The sequence below is a fragment of the Streptomyces sp. NPDC102514 genome (assembly GCF_055584525.1).
In genome coordinates this window covers 42,663-62,581 of sequence record NZ_JBVJLW010000016.1, presented here as the reverse complement: position 1 = coordinate 62,581, position 19,919 = coordinate 42,663, and the positions used below count along the sequence as shown (strand labels likewise).

Genomic DNA, 19,919 nt, shown 5'->3' with positions numbered 1-19,919 from the left:
GCCGCGGCCACGGACGGCGTCTTCCGGACAAGAGGAACGCGGGACCGGAACGACGACCGCCGGGGTGTCGTTCCGGTCCCGCGTTGCTTTCTGCCTGCGGGTGCGGCTCAGGCCGAGGAGAGCTGGTTGGCTATCTCCTTCTCCCAGGCGGTCTGCTGTGCCGGGTCGTTGAGCGACGCCGCCCACTCCTCCGGCGACTGCTTGTGCTGGGTCGGGCCGGCTTTGAGGACCCCGAGCAGCGCACGTGCCGATTCCCGTACGCCGTCGGTGGCGTTCCTGCTCGCGGGGACGTCCGGGCCGGCCGCGAGCGCGTACAGCTTCTGCGCCATGAAGTGACGCTCGCCCTGCTGGACGGATTTCGTCACCTTGAAGAACTCCTTCAACGCGTCGCGGCGTGCGGCCGGTTCGGGCGCGGCCACCGAAGCGGCTGCCTCGGGCCGGTCCGTCCCGGTCTCGGCCTGCGCAGGCGTGGGCCTGGCCCACCGGTCGGGATGCCGCGCGGCGACATACCGGTTACTGCCCGCCCTTGATCCCTTGTAGAGAGCGCCACTGATCAGGAGGGCCGCTGCCGCACCGGCCACGGCAGGCGCCGCCGGGCCGGCGATCGCCCCGGCCGCGGCGGCGATCGCGAGGCCACCGCCCGCGGTACGCACCGTGTTTCCCCCGAGGCTGGCGACGCGCTTGCCCATCTTGGTGTGCTGCTTGTGCCGCGCGTACTGGATTATCTGGGCGAGTTCGGCATGCAGTTGCTGGTTGAGTTCAAGGACGCCCGCTCCCAGTTCCGTGGCGGCCGTGCCCACTTCCGCCGCGACGATGTCCGACTGGTCGCCCCCTCGCTCCCGCGAGGCCGCTCTCGCCGTCTGCTGCTGCACCTCTCCCAACCGGTCGCGTACGTCCTGGAGTTGGCCCTCGTTCCCCGGCGCCTCGCCGGAAGGTCCCCCTGCCAGACCTTTGAGTGCGCGGTTCTTGTTGTAGGTCTTCCAGATGACGGTGGAATCACGGGCGGCGATCACCGTGGAGTAGAAGATGCTGAAAACGCCGGTCGCCTCGCCGAGAGCGGCCACCCCGCCCAGTTGGCCGGCGTTCCGCACGGCGGCGTTGGCCATGCCGGTGGCATCGCCGGCGACCATGCCGACGTTCTGCACCACGCCGAGCGGCTTTCCCCGCATGTCCTTCCTGGGCTTGTGGGTCTCCGGCCCCACGCCCTTGCGGCTCTTGCGCGCGGCGTGCAGAGCACGCGCGTCGTTGACCACTCCCAGGACATCGGTCACCGCGTTGATCGCGGTGTCGACCTGGGTGACGATCGCGGTGGCCTGCACCTGAGCGGTGTCCCCCGTGGCCTGTCCGTCCATCCGGACGCCGCCCTCCGTGGGCGCGTTGATGCGGTTGGCCATCGTGTCGGGCTGGTCGAGGATCTTCTTGGCCTTGTCGGTCTTGGACGAGGTACTGAGGATCTCCCTTATCTTCCCGGCAACCCTCTTGAGCCGTCCCCCGGCACCGGCCAAGCGCCGCAGCCCACTTCGACGCTGCTTCGTCTCCGGCTGAGCCTGGTCCTGCGCGGCCACAGCCGCCGCAGTCGCTGCAGCCGCTGCTTCCTGCCGGCGCTGTTCCTCAGCCGCGGCTTCTTCTTCCCGCAGGCGCTGCTCGGCCGCAGCCGTCTCTTCTTCCTGCCGGCGCTGCTCCTCCACGGCAAGCACTTCACGCTCAGGCTGCTCCTGCACCTCGGCGATGTCTTGGCGCTCAGGCTGTTCCTGTATCTCAGCTACTTCTTGAAGCTCAGGCTGCCCTCGCGACGCCACGACGAATGGACCCTCGGGGGGTCTCGGCAGAGCCACGACTGCTTGACGCTCAGGCTGTTCCCGCGCCGCAGCCGCGGCCTCTTGCCGACGTTGCCCTTCCGCAGCCGCGTCCGTCGCCACCGCCCCAACCCGGCGCCGCCGCTCCTCCAACACCCCCGGCCGACGACCACCCTCAGCCGCCGCATCCACGGCCACCGCCGCAACCCGACGACGCTCCCCCGCCTCTTCCCCCCGACGACGACCCTCCGCAGCCGCGTCCGTCGCCACCGCACCGACCCGACGCCGCCGCTCCTCCAACACCCCCGGCCGACGACCACCCTCAGCCGCCGCATCCACCGCGACCGCCGCAACCCGACGACGCTCCCCCGCCTCTTCCCCCCGACGACGACCCTCCGCAGCCGCATCCGACGCCACCGCACCGACCCGACGCCGCCGTTCCTCCAACACCCCCGGCCGACGACCACCCTCAGCCGCCGCATCCGCCGCGACCTGTCGATGCGCCGCCGTCCGGCGTCTCTCCTCCGCAGCCTCCTGCTCCGCCCGCTCGCCCTGAGCGGACCGCGGCGGTTCGGCGACCGGGTTCAGGTCGGCGGGGGCGGAATTCGACCGGCCCCTGCCGGCCACCAAGGCGTCCATCTCAGAGGAGCCCGCCTCACGCTGCTCTCCCCCCGCCGAACCCGGGCGAGGACCACCCGACGCACGCTGGATCACTGCCGCGACGGCCCTGTTCCCCGCTTTGCCCTGCAAGGAGGCCAACGCGGGCTGCGGCTTCTGCGTGCGGCGTTTTGCCGGATCCGCAGCGTCCGTGCGACGTGTCTGTGTTTCGCGCGGGCGGTCCAGCACGGACAGCTCCTTCTGACTGAGGATTCAGGGGACAGCAAGACAAAAGGAGCATCAGACATAAATGGCTCTATACCGAAAGAGAACGCAACGTGAACAGAGGAACACGACAGCGTTTCGGGCAACCTACCCTTACTGAACGAGCCGCATGTTTCCTCTGTGTTTATTGTTGGCGCGGCCTTGTCTATTGCTGGGCGGCCTTCAGGACACGGTCGGCCGGAGGGATGTGGAAGGGGAGACAACTCCCTCTGCAGGAGCGATGTTCAGCGGCGAATCCACCCTGGTCGTCCTGCCGGAAGGGCACCGGGACGACGTAAGTCACCGCACCCGTCGGAACAACGCGGCGAGCGCCTGCCCGCCGCCGATGCACATCGTGACGATGCCGAGTTCGAGGTCGTGGCGGACCAGGTGCTTGGCGACCCGCAGCGAGAGGATCGCCCCGGTGGCGCCGACCGGGTGCCCGAGCGCGATCGCGCCGCCGTACGGGTTGGTCCTCTCCGGGTCGAGTTCCGCGTCGCGGATCACCGCGACCGCCTGGGAGGCGAACGCCTCGTTCAGTTCGACCGTGTCGATGTCACGGGGTGTGGTGCCGGTCTGCGCGAACAGCTTCCGCAGCGCCAGGACCGGGACGTAACCCATCAGTTCGGGCTCCATCGCCGCGGTCGCGACGGCCTCCAGGGACACCGAGCCCGTCAGCCCGTGCTCCCTGGCCACCGACTCCCGGGCCAGTACGACGGCGGCGCCGCCGTCGTTGATGCCGGAGGCGTTGCCGGCCGTCACGGTGCCGTCCCCGGCGAACGCCGGCCGCAACCCGGCCAGCGTCTCCACCGTGGTGCCGGGCCTGGGGTGTTCGTCCTCGGTCACGGTGTACGGTTTCCGGCCGCCCACCTCGACCGGGACGATCTCCTCCGCGAACGCCGCCCGCGCCTCCCTGGTCGCGGCCCGCCGCTGGGACTCCGCCGCGAACTCGTCCTGCTGCCGGCGTGACACGCCGTACTTCGCGGCCACGTTCTCCGCCGTCACCCCCATGTGGATGCCGTGGAAGGGATCGGTCAGCATCATCACCGTGCCGTCGACCAGCGTGCGGTCCCCGAGCCGGTAGCCGGCGCGCGCGCCGAAGTCGTAGAACGGCATCCGGGTCATCGACTCGTCGCCCCCGGCCAGGGCGAAGTCCACCCCTCCCCAGCGCATCTGCATGGCCGCCGACCAGATGGCCTGCAGGCCGCTGCCGCAGAGCCTGTTCACCGTGTACGCCGGCACGCTCTTGGGCAGCCCTGCCGCGATCGCCACCCGGCGGGCGTTGTAGGCGTCCGGGCCGACCTGGCCGATGCAGCCCATCACGACCTCGTCGACCAGCTCCGCCGCGACGCCGGAGCGCCGCAGGGCCTCCTTCGCGGCCGTCGCGCCGAGCTCGAAGCCCGGTACGTCCTTGAACGCCCCTCCGAAGCTTCCGACCGGGGTTCGGGCCCCGTCGAGAACGATGATCTTTTCCGCGTCAGCCATGTGCACATTCCCGTCCCACGCGCCGTCCGGCGCGAGCCTTCATGAGAAGTCCGCTGCGAGGAGTACGTCGCGAGATGCGACGGTCCCCCACCGATCCGTGAGATAGTAGGACGTCCTACTATCTGCCCGCCACCTGCCCGTCACCAGTCCGTTCCCGGGTGCACGCCGAATCCTCGACGCAAGCCGCCCCCGCCGACCCGCCCTGTTCTTCCAGTCACACCTGCTCGCCGAAAAATAGTAGGACGTCCTACTATCTTGACATCAGTACTCTTCCGAAGTGTCTTGGGAAGGCCCCCATGCATCCTCTGCACCGACCCGTGCATCCCGTCCGTCTGGTCACCGCCTCGGCCCTGTTCGACGGACATGACGCGTCGATCAACATCATGCGGCGGATCTTCCAGTCCCAGGGCGCCGAAGTGATCCACCTGGGGCACAACCGGTCGGTGCAGGAGGTCGTGGACGCGGCGCTGGAGGAGGACGTGCACGGCGTGGCCGTCTCGTCCTACCAGGGCGGACACGTCGAGTACTTCGAGTACCTCGTCGAATCCCTGCGCCGGCAGGGAGCGGACCACATCCGGGTGGTCGGCGGCGGCGGTGGCGTGATCGTGCCCGAGGAGATCACCCGGCTGCGGGCCAGCGGAGTGACCATCTTCTCCCCCGAGGACGGCCAGCGCATGGGCCTCGCCGGAATGGTCAACTCCGTCGTCAAGGACTGCGACTTCGACCTCTGGGACAGCAAACCGGCCGACGCCGCCGCGCTCCTCGCCGGCGACCGGTTCGCGATCGCCCGCGCCATCACGGGCGCCGAACTGGGCAAGCTGCCCGCGGAGCTGCTGGAGCGGGTGCGCTCCGCCGCGGCGGAGCGGGTCACGCCGGTCCTCGGCATCACCGGTACCGGCGGCTCCGGAAAGTCCTCGCTGACCGACGAGCTGGTGCGCCGCTTCCACCTCGACCAGCCCGGCAAACTACGGATCGCGGTGATCGCGGTCGACCCGACCCGCCGCCGGGGCGGTGGAGCCCTGCTCGGGGACCGGATCCGGATGAACTCCCTCGACGGGGACCAGGTCCTCTTCCGTAGTCTCGCCACCCGTGGCAGCCACGAGCTGCCGGAGCACCTGTCCGACGTGATCGACGTCGTCAAGTCGGCCAGCTTCGACCTGGTGATCGTGGAGACGCCCGGTATCGGCCAGGGGGACGCGGCGATCGTGCCGTTCGTCGACGCCTCGCTGTACGTGATGACTCCGGAGTTCGGAGCCGCCTCGCAGCTGGAGAAGATCGACATGCTCGACTTCGCCGACGTGGTCGCCATCAACAAGTTCGAACGGCGGGGCGCCAAGGACGCGATGCGCGACGTGGGCCGCCAACTGGTGCGCAACCGCGAGGCGTTCGGCAAGAAGCCGGAGGACATGCCGGTGTTCGGCACCTCCGCGGCGACGTTCAACGACGACGGCGTCACCGCTCTGCACCAGCACCTCAAGTCCGTGCTGGCCGAGCGGGGACTGCCGGTGTCCGAGGGCGCGCTGCCGCAGGTGGACGTACGCCATTCCTCGGGCATCCGTCAGGTGGTGCCCGCGGACCGGGTGCGCTACCTCGCCGAGATCACCGAGACGGTCCGCGCCTACCACGGCGAGACCGAGGCACTCGCCGAGGCGGCGCGGCGCGTCCAGCGACTGGACGCGGTCAGGGGCGACCTCGCCGACGCCGGTTCCGACGCCGGGAACGTGGAGTCACTGCTCACCCAGGCGCGCAAGCAGCTGCCGCCCGACGTCACGGACCAGATCGTCAACTGGCCCGCCGTCGTGGAGTCCTACTCTGGTGACGAGCAGGTCGTGAGGATCCGGGACAAGGAGATCCGGACCAAGCTGACCCGGGAGTCCCTGTCGGGCAACAAGGTTCCCCGGGTCGCGCTGCCCGGCTTCACCGACCACGGGGAGCTGGTGAAGTTCTGGCGGCGGGAGAACCTGCCCGGTCTCTTCCCCTTCACCGCCGGAGTGTTCCCGTTCAAGCGCGACGGCGAGGATCCGGCCCGGATGTTCGCCGGCGAGGGCGACCCGTTCCGCACCAACCGGCGCTTCAAGCTGCTGTCCGAGGACCAGCCCGCCACCCGGCTGTCCACCGCGTTCGACTCGGTGACCCTCTACGGCCGCGACCCGGACGAGCGTCCCGACATCTACGGCAAGGTCGGGACCTCCGGTGTGTCGGTCGCGACCCTGGAGGACATGAAGGCGCTCTACGACGGTTTCGACCTGGTCGCGCCGACGACCTCGGTGTCGATGACGATCAACGGCCCGGCTCCCACCGTGCTGGCGTTCTTCCTCAACACGGTCATCGACCAGCAGCTGGAGAAATTCAGCGCCGCCGAGGGCCGTGACCCCTCCCCGGAGGAGGCGGCCGAGTTGCGGGCGCACGCGCTGGCCACCGTGCGCGGCACGGTCCAGGCGGACATCCTGAAGGAGGACCAGGGACAGAACACCTGCCTGTTCTCGACCGAGTTCTCCCTGCGGATGATGGCCGACATCCAGGAGTGGTTCATCGCCCACCAGGTCCGCAACTTCTACTCCGTGTCCATCTCCGGCTACCACATCGCCGAAGCGGGCGCGAACCCGATCAGCCAGCTCGCGTTCACCCTCGCCAACGGGTTCACCTACGTCGAGGCCTATCTGGCCCGCGGGATGCGCATCGACGACTTCGCACCGAACCTGTCGTTCTTCTTCTCCAACGGCATGGACCCGGAGTACTCGGTCCTCGGCCGGGTCGCCCGCCGGATCTGGGCCGTCGCGATGAAGGAGAAGTACGGTGCCAACGAGCGTTCACAGAAGCTGAAGTACCACGTCCAGACCTCCGGCCGCTCCCTGCACGCCCAGGAGATGGACTTCAACGACATCCGCACCACCCTGCAGGCGCTGATCGCCATCTACGACAACGCCAACTCCCTGCACACCAACGCCTACGACGAGGCGGTCACCACCCCGTCCGCGGAGTCGGTGCGCCGGGCCCTCGCGATCCAGCTCATCATCAACCGCGAGTGGGGGCTGGCGATGAACGAGAACCCGCTGCAGGGTTCGTTCATCATCGACCAGCTCACCGACCTGGTGGAGCGGGAGGTGCTCGCCGAGTTCGACCGGATCAACGAACGCGGCGGTGTGCTCGGCGCCATGGAGACCGGCTACCAGCGCGGCCGTATCCAGGACGAGTCGATGCTGTACGAGCAGCGCAAGCACGACGGTTCGCTGCCGATCATCGGCGTGAACACCTTCCGCAGGCCGGGCGACGACGCTCCGGGCGGGGAGGTCGAACTCGCCCGCGCCACGCAGACGGAGAAGGAGTCGCAGCTGCGGCGGGTCCGCGACTTCCAGACCGCGCACGGCGCGGCGGCCGCCCAGGCGATCACCCGGCTCAAGGAAGCGGCCATCAACGGCGACAACGTCTTCGAGGTCCTGATGGAGGCCGCCCGGGTCTGCTCGCTGCGGCAGATCACCGAGTCCTTCTTCGAGGTCGGCGGACAGTACCGGAGGAACGTGTGAGCACCGGGAACGGGCGCATCGGCCGACGGGCGCCGGTCTGCGGCGTCACGCGCGTCCGGAGCTGATCCGGCACACACAGGCACGCACTCCGGGCGCGCGCACACCGACACGCACGCACACACACCAGCACGCACGCGCACACAGCACAGTGAACGGGCGCTCCCGCGAGGGGGCGCCCATCGGCGTTCCACCGGCCCGGGGCGCTGGTGCCGGACGGAGCCGGCGGCACGCGGAGCGGGTCGAAGTCTTGATAACGATCGTTCGCTTCCATACTATTCTTCAAATGGTCAGGCCGAATCGGCCGCCGTTGCAGCACGCCGACGACGCCGTCGGCTGCCCTGGAGAAAGGACCGAGGCCAATGGACGACTTCACTGACATCACGTACGAGGTCGAGGACGGTCTCGCCTGGATCACCATCAACCGGCCGGAGCGGTACAACGCCTTCCGGGCGCGCACCGTCGACGAACTGGTCATGGCCTTCAAGCAGTCCTGGGCCAGCGACGAGGTGGGCGTGGTGGCGCTCACCGGTGCCGGTGACAAGGCGTTCTGTGCCGGCGGTGACCAGAAGCAGCGCATGGAGACCGGGGACTACGGCCCCTCCCAGAGCGGTCTGTTCGAGGTCGACGCCCTGCACCGGGTGATCCGCGACACCCCCAAGCCGGTCGTCGCCGCGGTGAACGGCCTGGCGATCGGCGGCGGTCACGTCCTCCATGTGCTGTGCGACCTGACCATCGCCGCGGACACCGCCCAGTTCGGCCAGAACGGGCCCCGCGTGGGATCGTTCGACGCCGGTCTCGGCTCGGGTTATCTGGCCCGGGTGGTGGGTGAGAAGCGGGCCCGCGAGCTGTGGTTCATGCTCCGCCGGCTCAGCGCCGAGGAGGCCCTGGACTGGGGTCTGGTGAACAAGGTCGTGCCGGCCGGCGAGCTGCGTACCGCGGTGCGTGCGTGGGCCGACCAGATGCTGGAGTTCTCGCCGACCGCGCTCAAGGTGCTCAAGCAGTCGATGAACACCGACACCGAGCACTTCGTCAGCATCGGTTCGATGGCCTACAGCACCCTCAAGCTCTTCGGTGAGACCCCCGAGGCGCAGGAGGGCATCAACGCGTTCAACGAGAAGCGCAAGCCCGACTTCAGCAAGTACCGGGGCGCCTGAGATGGAACTGAGCGAGGAGCAGAAGCGGTTCGGCTCGGCCATCCACGCGTTCTCCCGCGAGCAGTACGGCTCCGTGGCCCAGCGGGACGCCGTGACCCAGGGCGGAACGCTGTCGAACAGCCCGCAGATCCTCGCCGAGCTCGCGAAGCTGGGCTGGCTCGGGGTGTCCCTGCCGGCCGAGTACGGCGGCGGCGGCGCGGGCTTCGTCGACGAGTGCGTGTTCCTGGAGGAGTCCTCGCGGGGGCTGCTGCCCGTCACGGGCTACTCGACCGGCCTGACCGCCGCGCAGACCTATCTGCGGTGGGGGGCGGAGGAGCAGAAGAACGTCATCGTCTCCAACCTGGTCGCCGGCAGGCTGGAGGCGATCGCACTGAGCGAGCCGGGCGCGGGCTCGGACCTCGGCGGAGTACGGGTACGGGCCACCCGGGACGGCGACACGTACGTCATCGAGGGCCAGAAGACCTGGACCTCCGCCGCGCACGTCGCCGAACACCTCCTGGTGCTCGCCCGTGAGGACAGCGGTGGCACCAAGCACGAGGGCCTCACCCTGCTCATGGTGCCCACCGACACCCCGGGCCTCACGATCCGCGGCATCGACACGATGGAGGCGCACACCGTCAACGACGTCTTCTTCACCGACGTCCGGGTGCCCGCCTCCGCCGTGGTGGGCCGCCCCCTCCACGCCTGGAAGCAGCTCATGCGCGGGCTGAGCGTGGAACGGCTCATCATCGCCGCGATGAGTCTGGGTGCGGCCCGCCGCTCGCTCGACGACGTGATCGCGTACGTCGGACAGCGTGAGCAGTTCGGCCGCAGCATCGGCAGTTTCCAGGCGATCCGCCACCGCATCGCGGACCTCGCGACCGACGTCGAGTTCGCCCGGGCGTTCCTGTACGACGCGGCCGGCCGGGTCGACGCCGGGCAGGAGGACGCGCTCGCCCGGGAGAGCGCAATGGCGAAGATGCGCTGCACCGAGATCGCGAAGAACACCGCGCTGGAGGCCATGCAGATGATGGGCGGGTACGGCTACGCCCGGGAGTACGGCATGGAGGGACAGGTCCGCAAGGCGCTGGCGCCGCCCATCTACGGCGGCACCAACGAGATCCAGCGCGAGATCATCGCCAAGAGCCTGCTGTGAGGCACGGGTCCGGGCGCACGAGGAAAGGACCACGGCCTTGAACGACGCTTCGCGTTCGCCCTTCACCAGCGATCTGCTGGCGGGCAGGCGGATCCTGATCACCGGCGGGGGCACCGGTCTCGGCCGCGGCGTGGCACGGCATCTGGTGGACCACGGCGCCGACGTCCATCTGTGGGGCCGTCGCGAGGCGGTCCTGCGGGAGGCCGCCGAGGAGGCCTCCGCCTCCCGGCCCGGGAGCGTCCATGTGCACTCGGTGGACGTCCGGGACGCCGAGCAGGTCGACGCCGCGATGGAGTCCGTCTGGTCCGGCCACGGCCCGCTCACCGGGGTGGTGAACAACGCGGCGGCCAACTTCATCGCCCAGACGAAGGACCTCAGCCCGCGGGCGTTCGAGGCGGTCAGCGGCACGGTGATGAACGGCTCGTTCCACACCACGCTCGCGGCGGGCCGGCGGTGGATCGCCGACGGCCTGCCCGGCAGTGTGGTCTCCACGCTGACCACCTGGGTGTGGACGGGTTCCGCGTTCGTCGTTCCCTCCGCGATGGCGAAGGCCGGCGTGCACGCCATGACGATGTCCCTGGCCGTCGAGTGGGCCAAGTACGGCATCCGGCTGAACGCGCTGGCGCCCGGGCCGATCCCCACCGACTACGCCTGGGAGATGCTGAATCCGACGGAGAAGAGTTCCGTCGGGGCCACCCAGACCGATCTGATCCCGGCCGGCCGGGCGGGCAGCATCGAGGAACTCGCCCACCTCACCATGTTCCTGCTCTCCGGCGCCTGCGACTACCTGACCGGCCAGACCATCGCCATGGACGGCGGTCAGATGCTCGCCGGTCCCGGCACCTTCGCGGGTCTCACCTCGCTCTCGGACGCCGACTGGGCCGAGGTACGGGACCGCAGCCGGGCGGCGACCGCCGCGAGCAAGGAGCAGCGCTCGGTCTGACTCCGGAGCCGTGTACATGTGTGGGGCCCCGTACCGCCTGTCGGTACGGGGCCCCACACATGTACACGGCTCGGTGAAAGCCCCTCGGCCGTCAGCGCAGGGACGGCCGGTAGGTGTAGGAGCGGCTGCGGGTCATGGCGAACTCGAAGATGCCGCGGCCCTCGGTGCCGTTCCAGGTGAACGAGGCCAGCCGGTCGGTCAGGGCCGAGTCCAGGGTGCGGGGGGACACCGTGCCGTCGAGCGGGTAGACGTCGTGCTCGATGTGGTCGCGTCCCTTCGGCCGGCCGTGGTGGCCTCCGTAACCGGCACCGGCCATGTACCCGCCGCCCGCGGAGGCGTCGGTGTCCACCGTGTACACGGCGCCGCTCTCGGTGGTGACCTCCACCGTGCCGCCCTTGAGGTCGAGGCCGTCGTCGAAGCGCAGGTCGTGGCGGACGTCCACGATGTCGTCGAGCAGGCCGTTCTCGTGCATCACCGCCCCCTCCAGGAGGAGCCGGTCGTGCTGCCGGGTCTCCACGAGCAGGAAGCCGATCGAGCGGTCGGGGAACTGGGCCTGGTACCAGACGTGCAGCCCCTGTCCCCCGGACAGCGTGCGCACACCGCGGGACCGGTCGCGCTGGCCGTACCAGCCGTCGACCGACTGCTGCCTGCCGTCGATGCTCAGCGTGCCGGAGTAGTACCCGGACTGGACCAGGTGCGCGAAGGAGGTGGGAGTGGGGCCGTCGTTGTCGACGTTGACCTCGCCGGTCCACGCCGGTGTCCGCGCGTGCCAGAGGAGGTCGAACTCCATCCCGGTGGGGTTGGCGCCGAGCACCAGTTTCCAGGTCTTCATCGGCTCGACCACCTGCCAGGAGAACGGCCCGGCGCTCGCACCGTCGGTGGCGCTCAACTCGGTGGAGAAACGGACGTTCCGCTGTTCGGTGCCCGTGACCAGAACCGCGAAGCCGTCCACCACGTCCTTCGGGGGATGGACGCCGAGACCGATCAGGACCGACGGCGACGAGGCGTCGACCGGGTGCAGGTTGAACACGAACCGGTCGAAGAACCTGTCCGGGAGGCCGGAGGTGTCCGGCGCCACGAGAGCGTCGTGGAAGGTGTCGTCCGTCATCGGGTCTCCTCGTCGGGTACGGCTTCGGGTGCGGGCTCGGTCACGTCCGCGGGTGCGTCCGGCGGCTCGTCGAGACCGGCGGTCCGGTGGGCCGCCGCCAGGAAGGCCTGCACCAGCTTCTGGTCGGCGTAGTAGGGATCGCCCACCCCCCGTACGGTCCGGCGGCGGCTGTACTCGTAGAGCGCGGCCAGCTTCCAGAACGCGAGCGCGGTGTACCAGTCCAGGTTCGACAGGTCGCGGCCGGTGCGGTCGGCGTACCGGTCGGCGAGTTCCTTGCGGGTCGGGTAGCCCTCTTCGAGCAGCGCCGTGCCCAGGTCCTCCGTCGGAGTCCGCGGGCTGTCCGCCTCGGGCACCGAGGCCAGGAAGTACCCGACGTCGAACAGGGGGTCGCCGATGGTGGCCAGCTCCCAGTCGAGCACCGCGGCGATGCGTCCCGGGGCGTCGGGGGCGAGGACCACGTTCCCGATCCGGTAGTCGTTGTGCACGATCGAGGCGCCCGACTCGGGCGGCACGTGCGCGGCGAGCCAGCGCTCGATGACCGCGAAGTGCGGCGGCGGAGCGCCGTCCGCGTCGGCGACCAGCCGGCCCATACGGCGCAGGTGGCGGGCGTTGAAGCCCTCCGGGCGGCCCAGGTCGCCGAGACCGGCGGCCTGCCAGTCGATCGCGTGCAGATCGGCGAGGACGTCGACGAGGGCCTCACCGATCTGCCGCCGGGTCGCGGGTGTGTCGAGCGGCGAGGGGGTCGAGGTGGTCACCACGGGCCCCTCGGCGAAGCTCATGACGTAGAAGGGCACGTCGATCACCTCGCCCGCCTGCGCGGTGGCGAGCACCGTGGCGACGGGCACCGGGGTGTCCCGCAGCGCGTCGACGAGCCGTGCCTCGCGCAGCATGTCGTGGGCCCCCGGCGGTGTCGGTGGTGGCGGCGGACGGCGTACCACCACGCGGCCGGTGCCGCCCGGGACCTCGCCCCCGCTCCCGCCCACGGCGTCGCCCGAGACCAGGAAGGTCAGGTTCGAGTGGCCGTCGCCGATCCGGCGGACGTCCAGCTCACCCGTTCCCTCGCACAGGCCGCGTTCGCGCAGGAACCGGGTGAGGGCTTCGAGTCCCTCCGGTGTCCACTCGTCGGTCATGCCGGGACCTCACTTTCCGGTGAACTGGGGCGCGCGCTTCTGCTTGAAGGCCGCCAGCGCCTCGGGCATGTCCTCGGTGCGCGACATCAGCGCCTGCCCCCGGTTCTCCAGCTCCAGGGCGGCGGCGTACGAGGTGATCTCCTGGTTGCGCTGGATGGCGCGCTTGGACATGCGTACTCCGCCCGGCGAGTTGGCGGCGATGAGCCGCGCCATCGCCAGCGCCTCGTCCAGCAGGTTCTCGCTCGGCACCAGGCGGTTCGCCAGCCCGATCGTCACGGCCTCCTCGGCGCCGACCAGCCGCCCGGTGTAGCCGATCTCGGCGGCCCGGCCGAGCCCCACGAGGCGGCTGAGGTTGTACGACGTGCCCAGTTCGCCCATCGACAGGCCCACCTTGACGAAGGCCGCGCTGAACTTGGCCGTCGGCGCGACGAGGCGGATGTCGGCGGCCAGGGCCAGTGCCATGCCGCCTCCCGTGGCCGCGCCGTGCACCGCGGCGATCACCGGGAAGGGCAGGTGCCTGATGGCCTGGATGCCTCCCGTGGCGGTCTCCTGGAACTTGAGGAACTCGCGCACACCCATCGTGGTGATGACGTCGATCTCGTCGAGGTCGAAACCCGCGCAGAACGCGCGCTCCCCCGTGCCGGTGAGGATCAGCGCTCTGAGGCCGCTGTCCCGCAGGGCGCGGGCGACGGTGTTGTACTCGGTGAACATCTTCACCGTCTGCGAGTTCATCCGCTCCGGGCGGTTCATCCGCAGCACCGCGACGCCGGCGTCCAGCACTTCGAGCGACAGGGTTTCCAGGTCGGGCAGGTCGAGGTCGTGAGCCATGGTGGGTCCTTCGGTAGTCGCCATCGTCAGCCGGAGCCGGCCGCCGCCGTCAGCCGCTGTCGTCGTCAGCGGCCGGTGAAGACCGGAGCACGCTTCTCCCTGAAGGCGGCCAGGGCCTCCGGCATGTCCGCGCCCCGGGTGAGCAGCGCCTGTCCGCGGTTCTCCAGCTCCAGGGCGGCGGCGTACGAGGCCGTCTCCATGTTGGCCTGCAGGGCCCGCTTGGAGAGCTGCACGCCGCCCGGTGAGTTGGCCGCGATCGACCGGGCCAGCGTCAGGGCGTCGTCCAGGAGGGCGCCCGCCTCGCTGACGCTGTTCACCAGGCCGAGGTCGCGTGCCTCGTCGGCGAGGACGAAACGGCCGGTGAAACAGATCTCGCTGGTCGCGGCGGGTCCGATCAGCCGGGTCAGCAGCCAGGACGCGCCCAGGTCGCCGGCGGACAGACCGATGCGTACGAAGGCGGCGTTGAACTTGGCGTCCGGGGAGGCCAGCCGGATGTCGGCGGCCAGCGCGAGCGAGAGGCCGCCGCCCGCCGCGGGGCCGTTCACCGCCGCGACGACCGGGACCCGCATGGTGCGCAGCGCCAGCAGCGCACGCGCCGCCCGCTCCTGCTGGTCGAGCATGCCCAGCGCGCCGAGGTGCGGCAGGTCCTCGGCGTCGGCCAGGTCGTACCCGGCGCAGAACGCCTTGCCCGCCCCGGTGAGGATCACAACCCGGCAGTCGTCCTCGTCGTCGAGCGTGACGGCCACGTTCTCCAGCTCGTCGAACATCGTGTTCGTCATCGCGTTGTAGCGCTGCGGACGGTTCAGGGTGACCACGACGACGCCGGGTGAGAGCTCCTCCAGCGTGAGCGTCTCGTACACCGCTTCCAGACTTTTCATCAGTGCTCCTCGGCTCCGTGGCGTTTTGGTTCTGCTGCTCTTCGGTTCTGCTGCTCTTCGGCTCTGCGTGTCGCCGTCCGTGTCGGACCTGGTCAGCCCGTGCCGCGTACGGCGCCGGCCGCCTCCCAGGTGGCGACGGTCCGCCCGGGAACTCCCCAGGCGGTGAGTGCCTCCCGGGTGTGCTCGCCGGGCGCGGGCGGCGGGCTGTCCACGGTCGCGGGCGTACGGCTGAAGCGGGGCGCCGGGGCGGGCTGGGTGAGCCCGGCGATCTCGACGAAGGACCCGCGCGCCCGATGGTGCGCGTCCTCGCCCACCTCCTCGGTTTCGAGGACGGGGGTCAGACAGACGTCCCGGCCCTCGGCTGCGGCCACCCACTCGTCGCGGGTCCGCCGGCGGACCGCCGCGGCGAAGATCTCCTTCATCCGGGGCCACTGCGCGGAGTCGTTCTGCGGGGGCAGCTCGTCGGGTACCAGACCGAGCAGGTCGACGAGTTCGGCGTAGAAGCGTGTCTCCATGCCGCCGACCGCGACCCACTTGCCGTCGGCGGTCTCGTAGGCGTCGTAGTAGGGGGCGCCGCTGTCCACGATGTTGCTGCCGCGCTCCTGCCAGACACCCGTCTGGCGGTAGCCGAAGAAGGCGGTGCCGAGCAGGGCGGCGCCTTCGCTCATGGCCGCGTCGACGACCTGGCCCTTGCCCGAGGCACGGCTCTCCCACAGGGCCGCGAGGACGCCGAACGCCAGCAGCATTCCCCCGCCGCCGAAGTCCCCGACGAGGCTCAGCGGCGGGGTCGGCGCCTGACCGGTCCGGCCGATCAGCGAGAGGACACCGCTGTGCGCCACGTAGTTGATGTCGTGGCCCACGGTCTGCGCCAGGGGCCCGTCCTGGCCGAAGCCGGTCATCCGCCCGTACACCAGCCGGGGGCTGCGCGCGTGACAGTCCTCGGGGCCGATCCCCAGACGCTCGGTGACCCCGGGCCGGAAACCCTCGATGAGCACGTCGGCCTTCTCCACCAGCGACAGCACCACCTCCGGCCCCTCGGGGTGCTTGAGGTCGACGGCGACGGAGCGCCGTCCCCGGTGCAGCAGTTCGGTGCGGAAGTCCGCGTTGGGGCCGACGAGGGCGGCTCCCCGGGCACGGTCGACCCTGATCACGTCGGCGCCCAGGTCCGCCAGCAGCATGGCGCAGAACGGTCCCGGCCCGATACTGCCGATCTCGACGACCTTCATACCTGTCAGCGGACCGGTGAACGATCGTTCCGTGTGGTGCTGCGTCACTGCGTCACTCCTTCGGACCTAGCTCAGATTACATACCAATGGTCAGTCCGAATACAGGCATGGTGAGAAACTTCTCGCCGCCGGCTCGGTCGGGCTCCGGAGGGCGGGTACGTACACCGGTCGTCAGACACGTACGCCGGTCGTCACGGTGGCGATCGTGCACGGTCTGCCGTTCTCGTTCACGGACGTCACCCGCACCACCGCGAAGCTGCGCCCGGCGTGCTCCACCGATGCCCTGAACCGCACGGCCGTGTTCCGCGGCACCGGTCGCACATAGGCGATGTGGACGGAGGCGGTGCCGGACGACGGCCGGCCGGCGGCCTCCAGCGCGGCGTGCGCCGCCACGTCCGAGGCACACAGACCGATGCCGCCGTGCAGATTGCCGAGCGGGTTGACCAGTTCCGGCGTGGCGACCAGTTCCAGCTCCGCGCCGCCGTCCACGCTCTTGACCTGCGCATCCAGCAGTTCCAGCAGGTCTCCCCCACCCGTGCGCCCCGACGCTCCGGCGCTGTCGCTCCCCGACGACGCGGCGGGCAGCGTCCGTATCCACCGGCCCTGCTGACGGCACACCGCGACGAGCCCGCCTCGCTCGTCGACGACCGAACCGGAGGAGATGCCGCCGAGGGAGTCGGAGTGGGTGACACTCCCCTCGGCACGAAGCGCGGACCCGTCCGCCGGTACCGGCCCGCACATGTCGATCGAGATCTCGGAGCTGACCGACCAGTGGCCGGCCGGGCGGTCGAGCATGATGGCGTACCCGAGGACGTTGTCGACGAGCACCCCGAGCACGCCACCGACCGGGCCGCTCGCCGACCCGGCACGCGGGCCGTTCAGCCACGGGCCCGTCCGCATGGACGCCGAGACTCTCTTCCCGTCGGCCGCCACCCCGGTGATCGCGAACGATCGTTCAGGGCCGCTGCGCACGACCTGAAGGGTCTGGTTCCCGTCGCCCTGTGCGGCGTTCCCGGTCGTCGTCACTGGAGGCAGCCGTCCGTTCTCTCGTGCGACCGCGGAGCCGCGGCGCGTGTCCGTCCATGCTGTGTCACCCATCCGGGCCGGGCGTCACTGGGCCGGGCCTCGGGAGTCAGTCGAAATCCGGTCGGCGCTTCTCGATGAAGGCGGTGATGCCTTCCGCGGCCTCGCCGTCCTCGAAGAGGGACTGCTCCTGCGCCGCCTCGAAGGCGAACCCCTGCCCGACCGGCAGGTCGAAGGCCGCGTCGACCGTACGGACGACGGCGAGCTGCGCCGGCAGCGAAGCGCCCGCGGTCAGTTCCGCGGCCAGCGACAGCGCCTCCTGCACGACATCTCCCTCGGTCAGCCGGTCCACCAGGCCGATGGCGAGCGCCTCGGACGCCGGCACCTGCCGGGCGGTGAGCATGATGTCCAGCGCGCGGCCACGGCCCACCAGCTGCGGCAGCCGCTGGGTGCCGCCCGCCCCCGGGATGAGGCCGATCCGCACCTCCGGAAGCCCGAACCTCCCCCGCGGGCCGGAGACCCGCAGGGTGCAGGCCATCGCCAGTTCGAGGCCGCCGCCGAGGGCCAGTCCGTCGACCGCCGCGACGGACAGGAACGGCGCCGCGGCGAGGCGGTCGTTGACGGCGCGCATCCGGTCGCCGTACGCCGTGAACGACTCGGCGTCGATCTTCGAGAGGTGCTTGATGTCCGCGCCCGCCGCGAAGAAGCCGTCGAGGGCCGAGGAGACGACCATGACCTTGACGTCCCCGGCCTTCTCGGCCGCGTCGATCGCCGCGTGCATGCCGTCGAGGATCGCGGGACCGAGGGCGTTGGCCGGTGGCCGTGCCAGGGTCACATGGACGATCCCCGGCGCCTCCTTCTTCCAGGTGACGACGTCGGTGGGGTCCTCGGACACGTTCCGTTCGGACACGTTCCGCTCGGCCATCGCTTCCTCACTTGTCGGTGACTTGTCGGTTCGGGTACTGCGCGGTACCGCGGTTCGGAACCTGCGCTCCCGGAGCCTGTGTTCAGGGGGTACGGCTCAGGCCATGGTGAGTCCGCCGCTGACCGACAGGGTCTGGCCGGTGACGAAGCCGGCGGCGTCGGAGGCGAAGAAGGCGACGGCGGGGCCGACGTCCTCGGGGGTGCCGAGCCGCTTCATCGGTACGGCGCGGGTCATGCCGCCGATGACCTTCTCGGCGTTCTGCCCGGCTCCGTCGATGAACTTGCGCAGGGCCGGGGTGTCCGTCGGACCGGGGCAGACGGTGTTGGCGGTGACGCCCTTGGTGGCCACCTCGCGGGCGAGGGTCTTGGTGAAGGCGATGATGCCGCCCTTGGACCCGGAGTAGACCGCCTCCAGCGAGGAGCCCACCCGGCCCGCGTCGGAGCCGATGTTGATGATCCTGCCGAAGCCGCGCTCGATCATGCCGGGCACGATCGTCTTGACGACCCGCAGCGCGCCCTTGAAGTTGATGTCGAGGATCTTGTCCCAGAACTCCTCGGTGGTGTCGACGAAGGACATGAAGTCGTCCCAGCCGGCGTTGTTGACGACGACCTCGATCGGGCCGAGTTCCTCCTCCACCGTCCGCACGGCGGCCTCCACCGAGGCGGTGTTCGTGACATCGACCTCGACGGCGATGGCCGTGCCGCCCGCGCCGTTGATCTCCTTGGCGGTCTGCGTCCCGGTCTCCAGGTTCATGTCGGCGACGGCGACCTTGAACCCCTGCGCCCCCAGTGTGGTGGCGATGCCCTTGCCGATGCCCTGGGCGCCTCCGGTGACGAAGGCGACGCGGTTGCTCATAGCGAACTCTCCTGTAGGCGTGGTGGTTCAGTGGGGCGGGTGTCGTGCTGTCGGGCGGGTGTCGTCCTCGGTCCGGACGTGTGCCCGGTCGGAGCGTCGTGCCTCAGTTCGCGGCCGGGTCCCAGTGGACGGGGCCCGCGACGATCGAGTGGCTGGTGAGCCTGCGGCCCAGGGTGCCCTGTGCCTCGCGCGCGGCCTCGATGATCCTCTCCAGGTCCAGGCCGGTTTCGACGCCCATCTCGTGGAACATGCTCACGAGGTCCTCGGTGGCGATGTTGCCGGTGGACCCGGCCGGTACCGGGCAGCCGCCGAGTTCGCCGAAGCTCGACTCGAAGCTGGTGCAGCCGGCCTCCAGGGCGGCGTAGGCGTTGGCCAGCCCCTGTCCGCGGGTGTTGTGGAAGTGCGCGGTCAGTTCGACCCCCGGCAGCCGCTCCTGTGCGGCGGTGAAGAACCGCGACACGTAGGCCGGGTTGGCCATGCCGGTGGTGTCCCCGAAGCCGATCTCGGTGGCCCCGGCCCCGGCGAACTCCTCGGCGAGGTCCAGGACGCGTTCCATGGGCACCTTGCCCTCGTAGGGGCAGCCGAACGAGGTCGCGATCACCGCGCAGAACTTCAGGCCCTCGGCGGTGACGCGCTCGCCCATCACCTTCACGTCCGCCATGGTCTCCTCGACGGTCCGGTTGATGTTCTTCCTGTTGTGGGTCGGGGACGCGCTCACGAACAGGGTGGCGGCCTCGAACAGGCCGCGTATCTTGAGCGCGTTGTCGAGGCCCTTGCTGTTGGGGATCAGCACCATCCGCTCGACCTCGTCGGGCAGGTCGATGCCCTTGAGCACCTCGACGCCGTCGGCGAGCTGGGGGATGACGTCCGGCCGGACGAAGCTCGCCACCTCGATCCGGGTGAATCCGGCCCGCCCCAGCGCGTTGATCAGCCGGATCTTGTCGGCGGTCCCGATCGTCTCCGGTTCGTTCTGGAACCCGTCACGCGGCCCGACCTCCCGCATGCGTACCCGACGGGTCTCGTCCGGAGTGCGGTTGTCCTGCGTCAT

Annotated in this window: 15 protein-coding genes; 4 read left to right on the top strand and 11 right to left on the bottom strand. The window is 70.2% G+C overall.

All coding sequences use genetic code 11. From position 1 onward, the window contains the following. Positions 1-107 precede the first annotated feature (107 nt). Positions 108-1,688, bottom strand: coding sequence for a hypothetical protein (locus tag ACZ60E_RS33965; RefSeq protein WP_469445483.1), 1,581 nt, complete (start codon positions 1,686-1,688; stop codon positions 108-110). Between the two features lie 1,269 nt (positions 1,689-2,957). Then, positions 2,958-4,142 carry a thiolase family protein gene (locus ACZ60E_RS33960; protein ID WP_469445482.1) on the bottom strand — a complete coding sequence of 395 codons (1,185 nt, stop codon included), beginning with the start codon at positions 4,140-4,142 and terminating at the stop codon, positions 2,958-2,960. Between the two features lie 296 nt (positions 4,143-4,438). Between ACZ60E_RS33960 and icmF the strand changes: the two genes are divergently transcribed. The 4 genes from icmF (at position 4,439) to ACZ60E_RS33940 (ending at position 10,898) form a co-directional block, all read left to right on the top strand. Then, positions 4,439-7,666, top strand: a complete 3,228-nt coding sequence (icmF, locus tag ACZ60E_RS33955; RefSeq protein WP_469445481.1) for a fused isobutyryl-CoA mutase/GTPase IcmF — start codon at positions 4,439-4,441, stop codon at positions 7,664-7,666. 359 nt (positions 7,667-8,025) lie between these two features. Then, on the top strand, positions 8,026-8,820 hold the full coding sequence (locus ACZ60E_RS33950) for an enoyl-CoA hydratase-related protein (protein WP_469445479.1): 795 nt from the start codon (positions 8,026-8,028) through the stop codon (positions 8,818-8,820). A gap of 1 nt (position 8,821) precedes the next feature. Continuing rightward, entirely contained in the window at positions 8,822-9,955 is a 1,134-nt protein-coding gene (locus ACZ60E_RS33945) for an acyl-CoA dehydrogenase family protein (RefSeq protein WP_469445478.1), read from the top strand. A 37-nt stretch (positions 9,956-9,992) separates the two neighbouring features. Next, positions 9,993-10,898, top strand: coding sequence for an SDR family oxidoreductase (locus tag ACZ60E_RS33940; RefSeq protein ID WP_469445477.1), 906 nt, complete (start codon positions 9,993-9,995; stop codon positions 10,896-10,898). A 91-nt stretch (positions 10,899-10,989) separates the two neighbouring features. Here the strand turns inward: ACZ60E_RS33940 and ACZ60E_RS33935 are convergent, their stop codons facing one another. The 9 genes from ACZ60E_RS33935 to ACZ60E_RS33895 form a co-directional block, all read right to left on the bottom strand. After that, on the bottom strand, positions 10,990-12,006 hold the full coding sequence (locus ACZ60E_RS33935; RefSeq protein ID WP_469445475.1) for an Rv3169 family protein: 1,017 nt from the start codon (positions 12,004-12,006) through the stop codon (positions 10,990-10,992). Next, positions 12,003-13,136, bottom strand: coding sequence for a phosphotransferase family protein (locus tag ACZ60E_RS33930; RefSeq protein ID WP_469445474.1), 1,134 nt, complete (start codon positions 13,134-13,136; stop codon positions 12,003-12,005). The genes ACZ60E_RS33935 and ACZ60E_RS33930 overlap by 4 nt, the downstream gene beginning before the upstream one ends. A gap of 9 nt (positions 13,137-13,145) precedes the next feature. Further along, complete coding sequence (locus tag ACZ60E_RS33925; protein ID WP_384815200.1) at positions 13,146-13,964, bottom strand: enoyl-CoA hydratase/isomerase family protein; 819 nt, start codon at positions 13,962-13,964, stop codon at positions 13,146-13,148. 65 nt (positions 13,965-14,029) lie between these two features. Beyond that, on the bottom strand, positions 14,030-14,842 hold the full coding sequence (locus ACZ60E_RS33920) for an enoyl-CoA hydratase/isomerase family protein (protein ID WP_384815203.1): 813 nt from the start codon (positions 14,840-14,842) through the stop codon (positions 14,030-14,032). 92 nt (positions 14,843-14,934) lie between these two features. Continuing rightward, positions 14,935-16,116 carry a CaiB/BaiF CoA transferase family protein gene (locus ACZ60E_RS33915; protein WP_469445473.1) on the bottom strand — a complete coding sequence of 394 codons (1,182 nt, stop codon included), beginning with the start codon at positions 16,114-16,116 and terminating at the stop codon, positions 14,935-14,937. A 123-nt stretch (positions 16,117-16,239) separates the two neighbouring features. After that, positions 16,240-17,094 carry a hotdog fold thioesterase gene (locus ACZ60E_RS33910; protein ID WP_469445471.1) on the bottom strand — a complete coding sequence of 285 codons (855 nt, stop codon included), beginning with the start codon at positions 17,092-17,094 and terminating at the stop codon, positions 16,240-16,242. A 106-nt stretch (positions 17,095-17,200) separates the two neighbouring features. Further along, a complete protein-coding gene (locus tag ACZ60E_RS33905; RefSeq protein WP_469445470.1) occupies positions 17,201-18,016 on the bottom strand; it encodes an enoyl-CoA hydratase/isomerase family protein in 816 nt (271 codons plus the stop codon). 96 nt (positions 18,017-18,112) lie between these two features. Further along, entirely contained in the window at positions 18,113-18,871 is a 759-nt protein-coding gene (locus ACZ60E_RS33900) for an SDR family NAD(P)-dependent oxidoreductase (protein WP_384815213.1), read from the bottom strand. A gap of 103 nt (positions 18,872-18,974) precedes the next feature. Continuing rightward, positions 18,975-19,919 carry a hydroxymethylglutaryl-CoA lyase gene (locus ACZ60E_RS33895; RefSeq protein ID WP_469445469.1) on the bottom strand — a complete coding sequence of 315 codons (945 nt, stop codon included), beginning with the start codon at positions 19,917-19,919 and terminating at the stop codon, positions 18,975-18,977.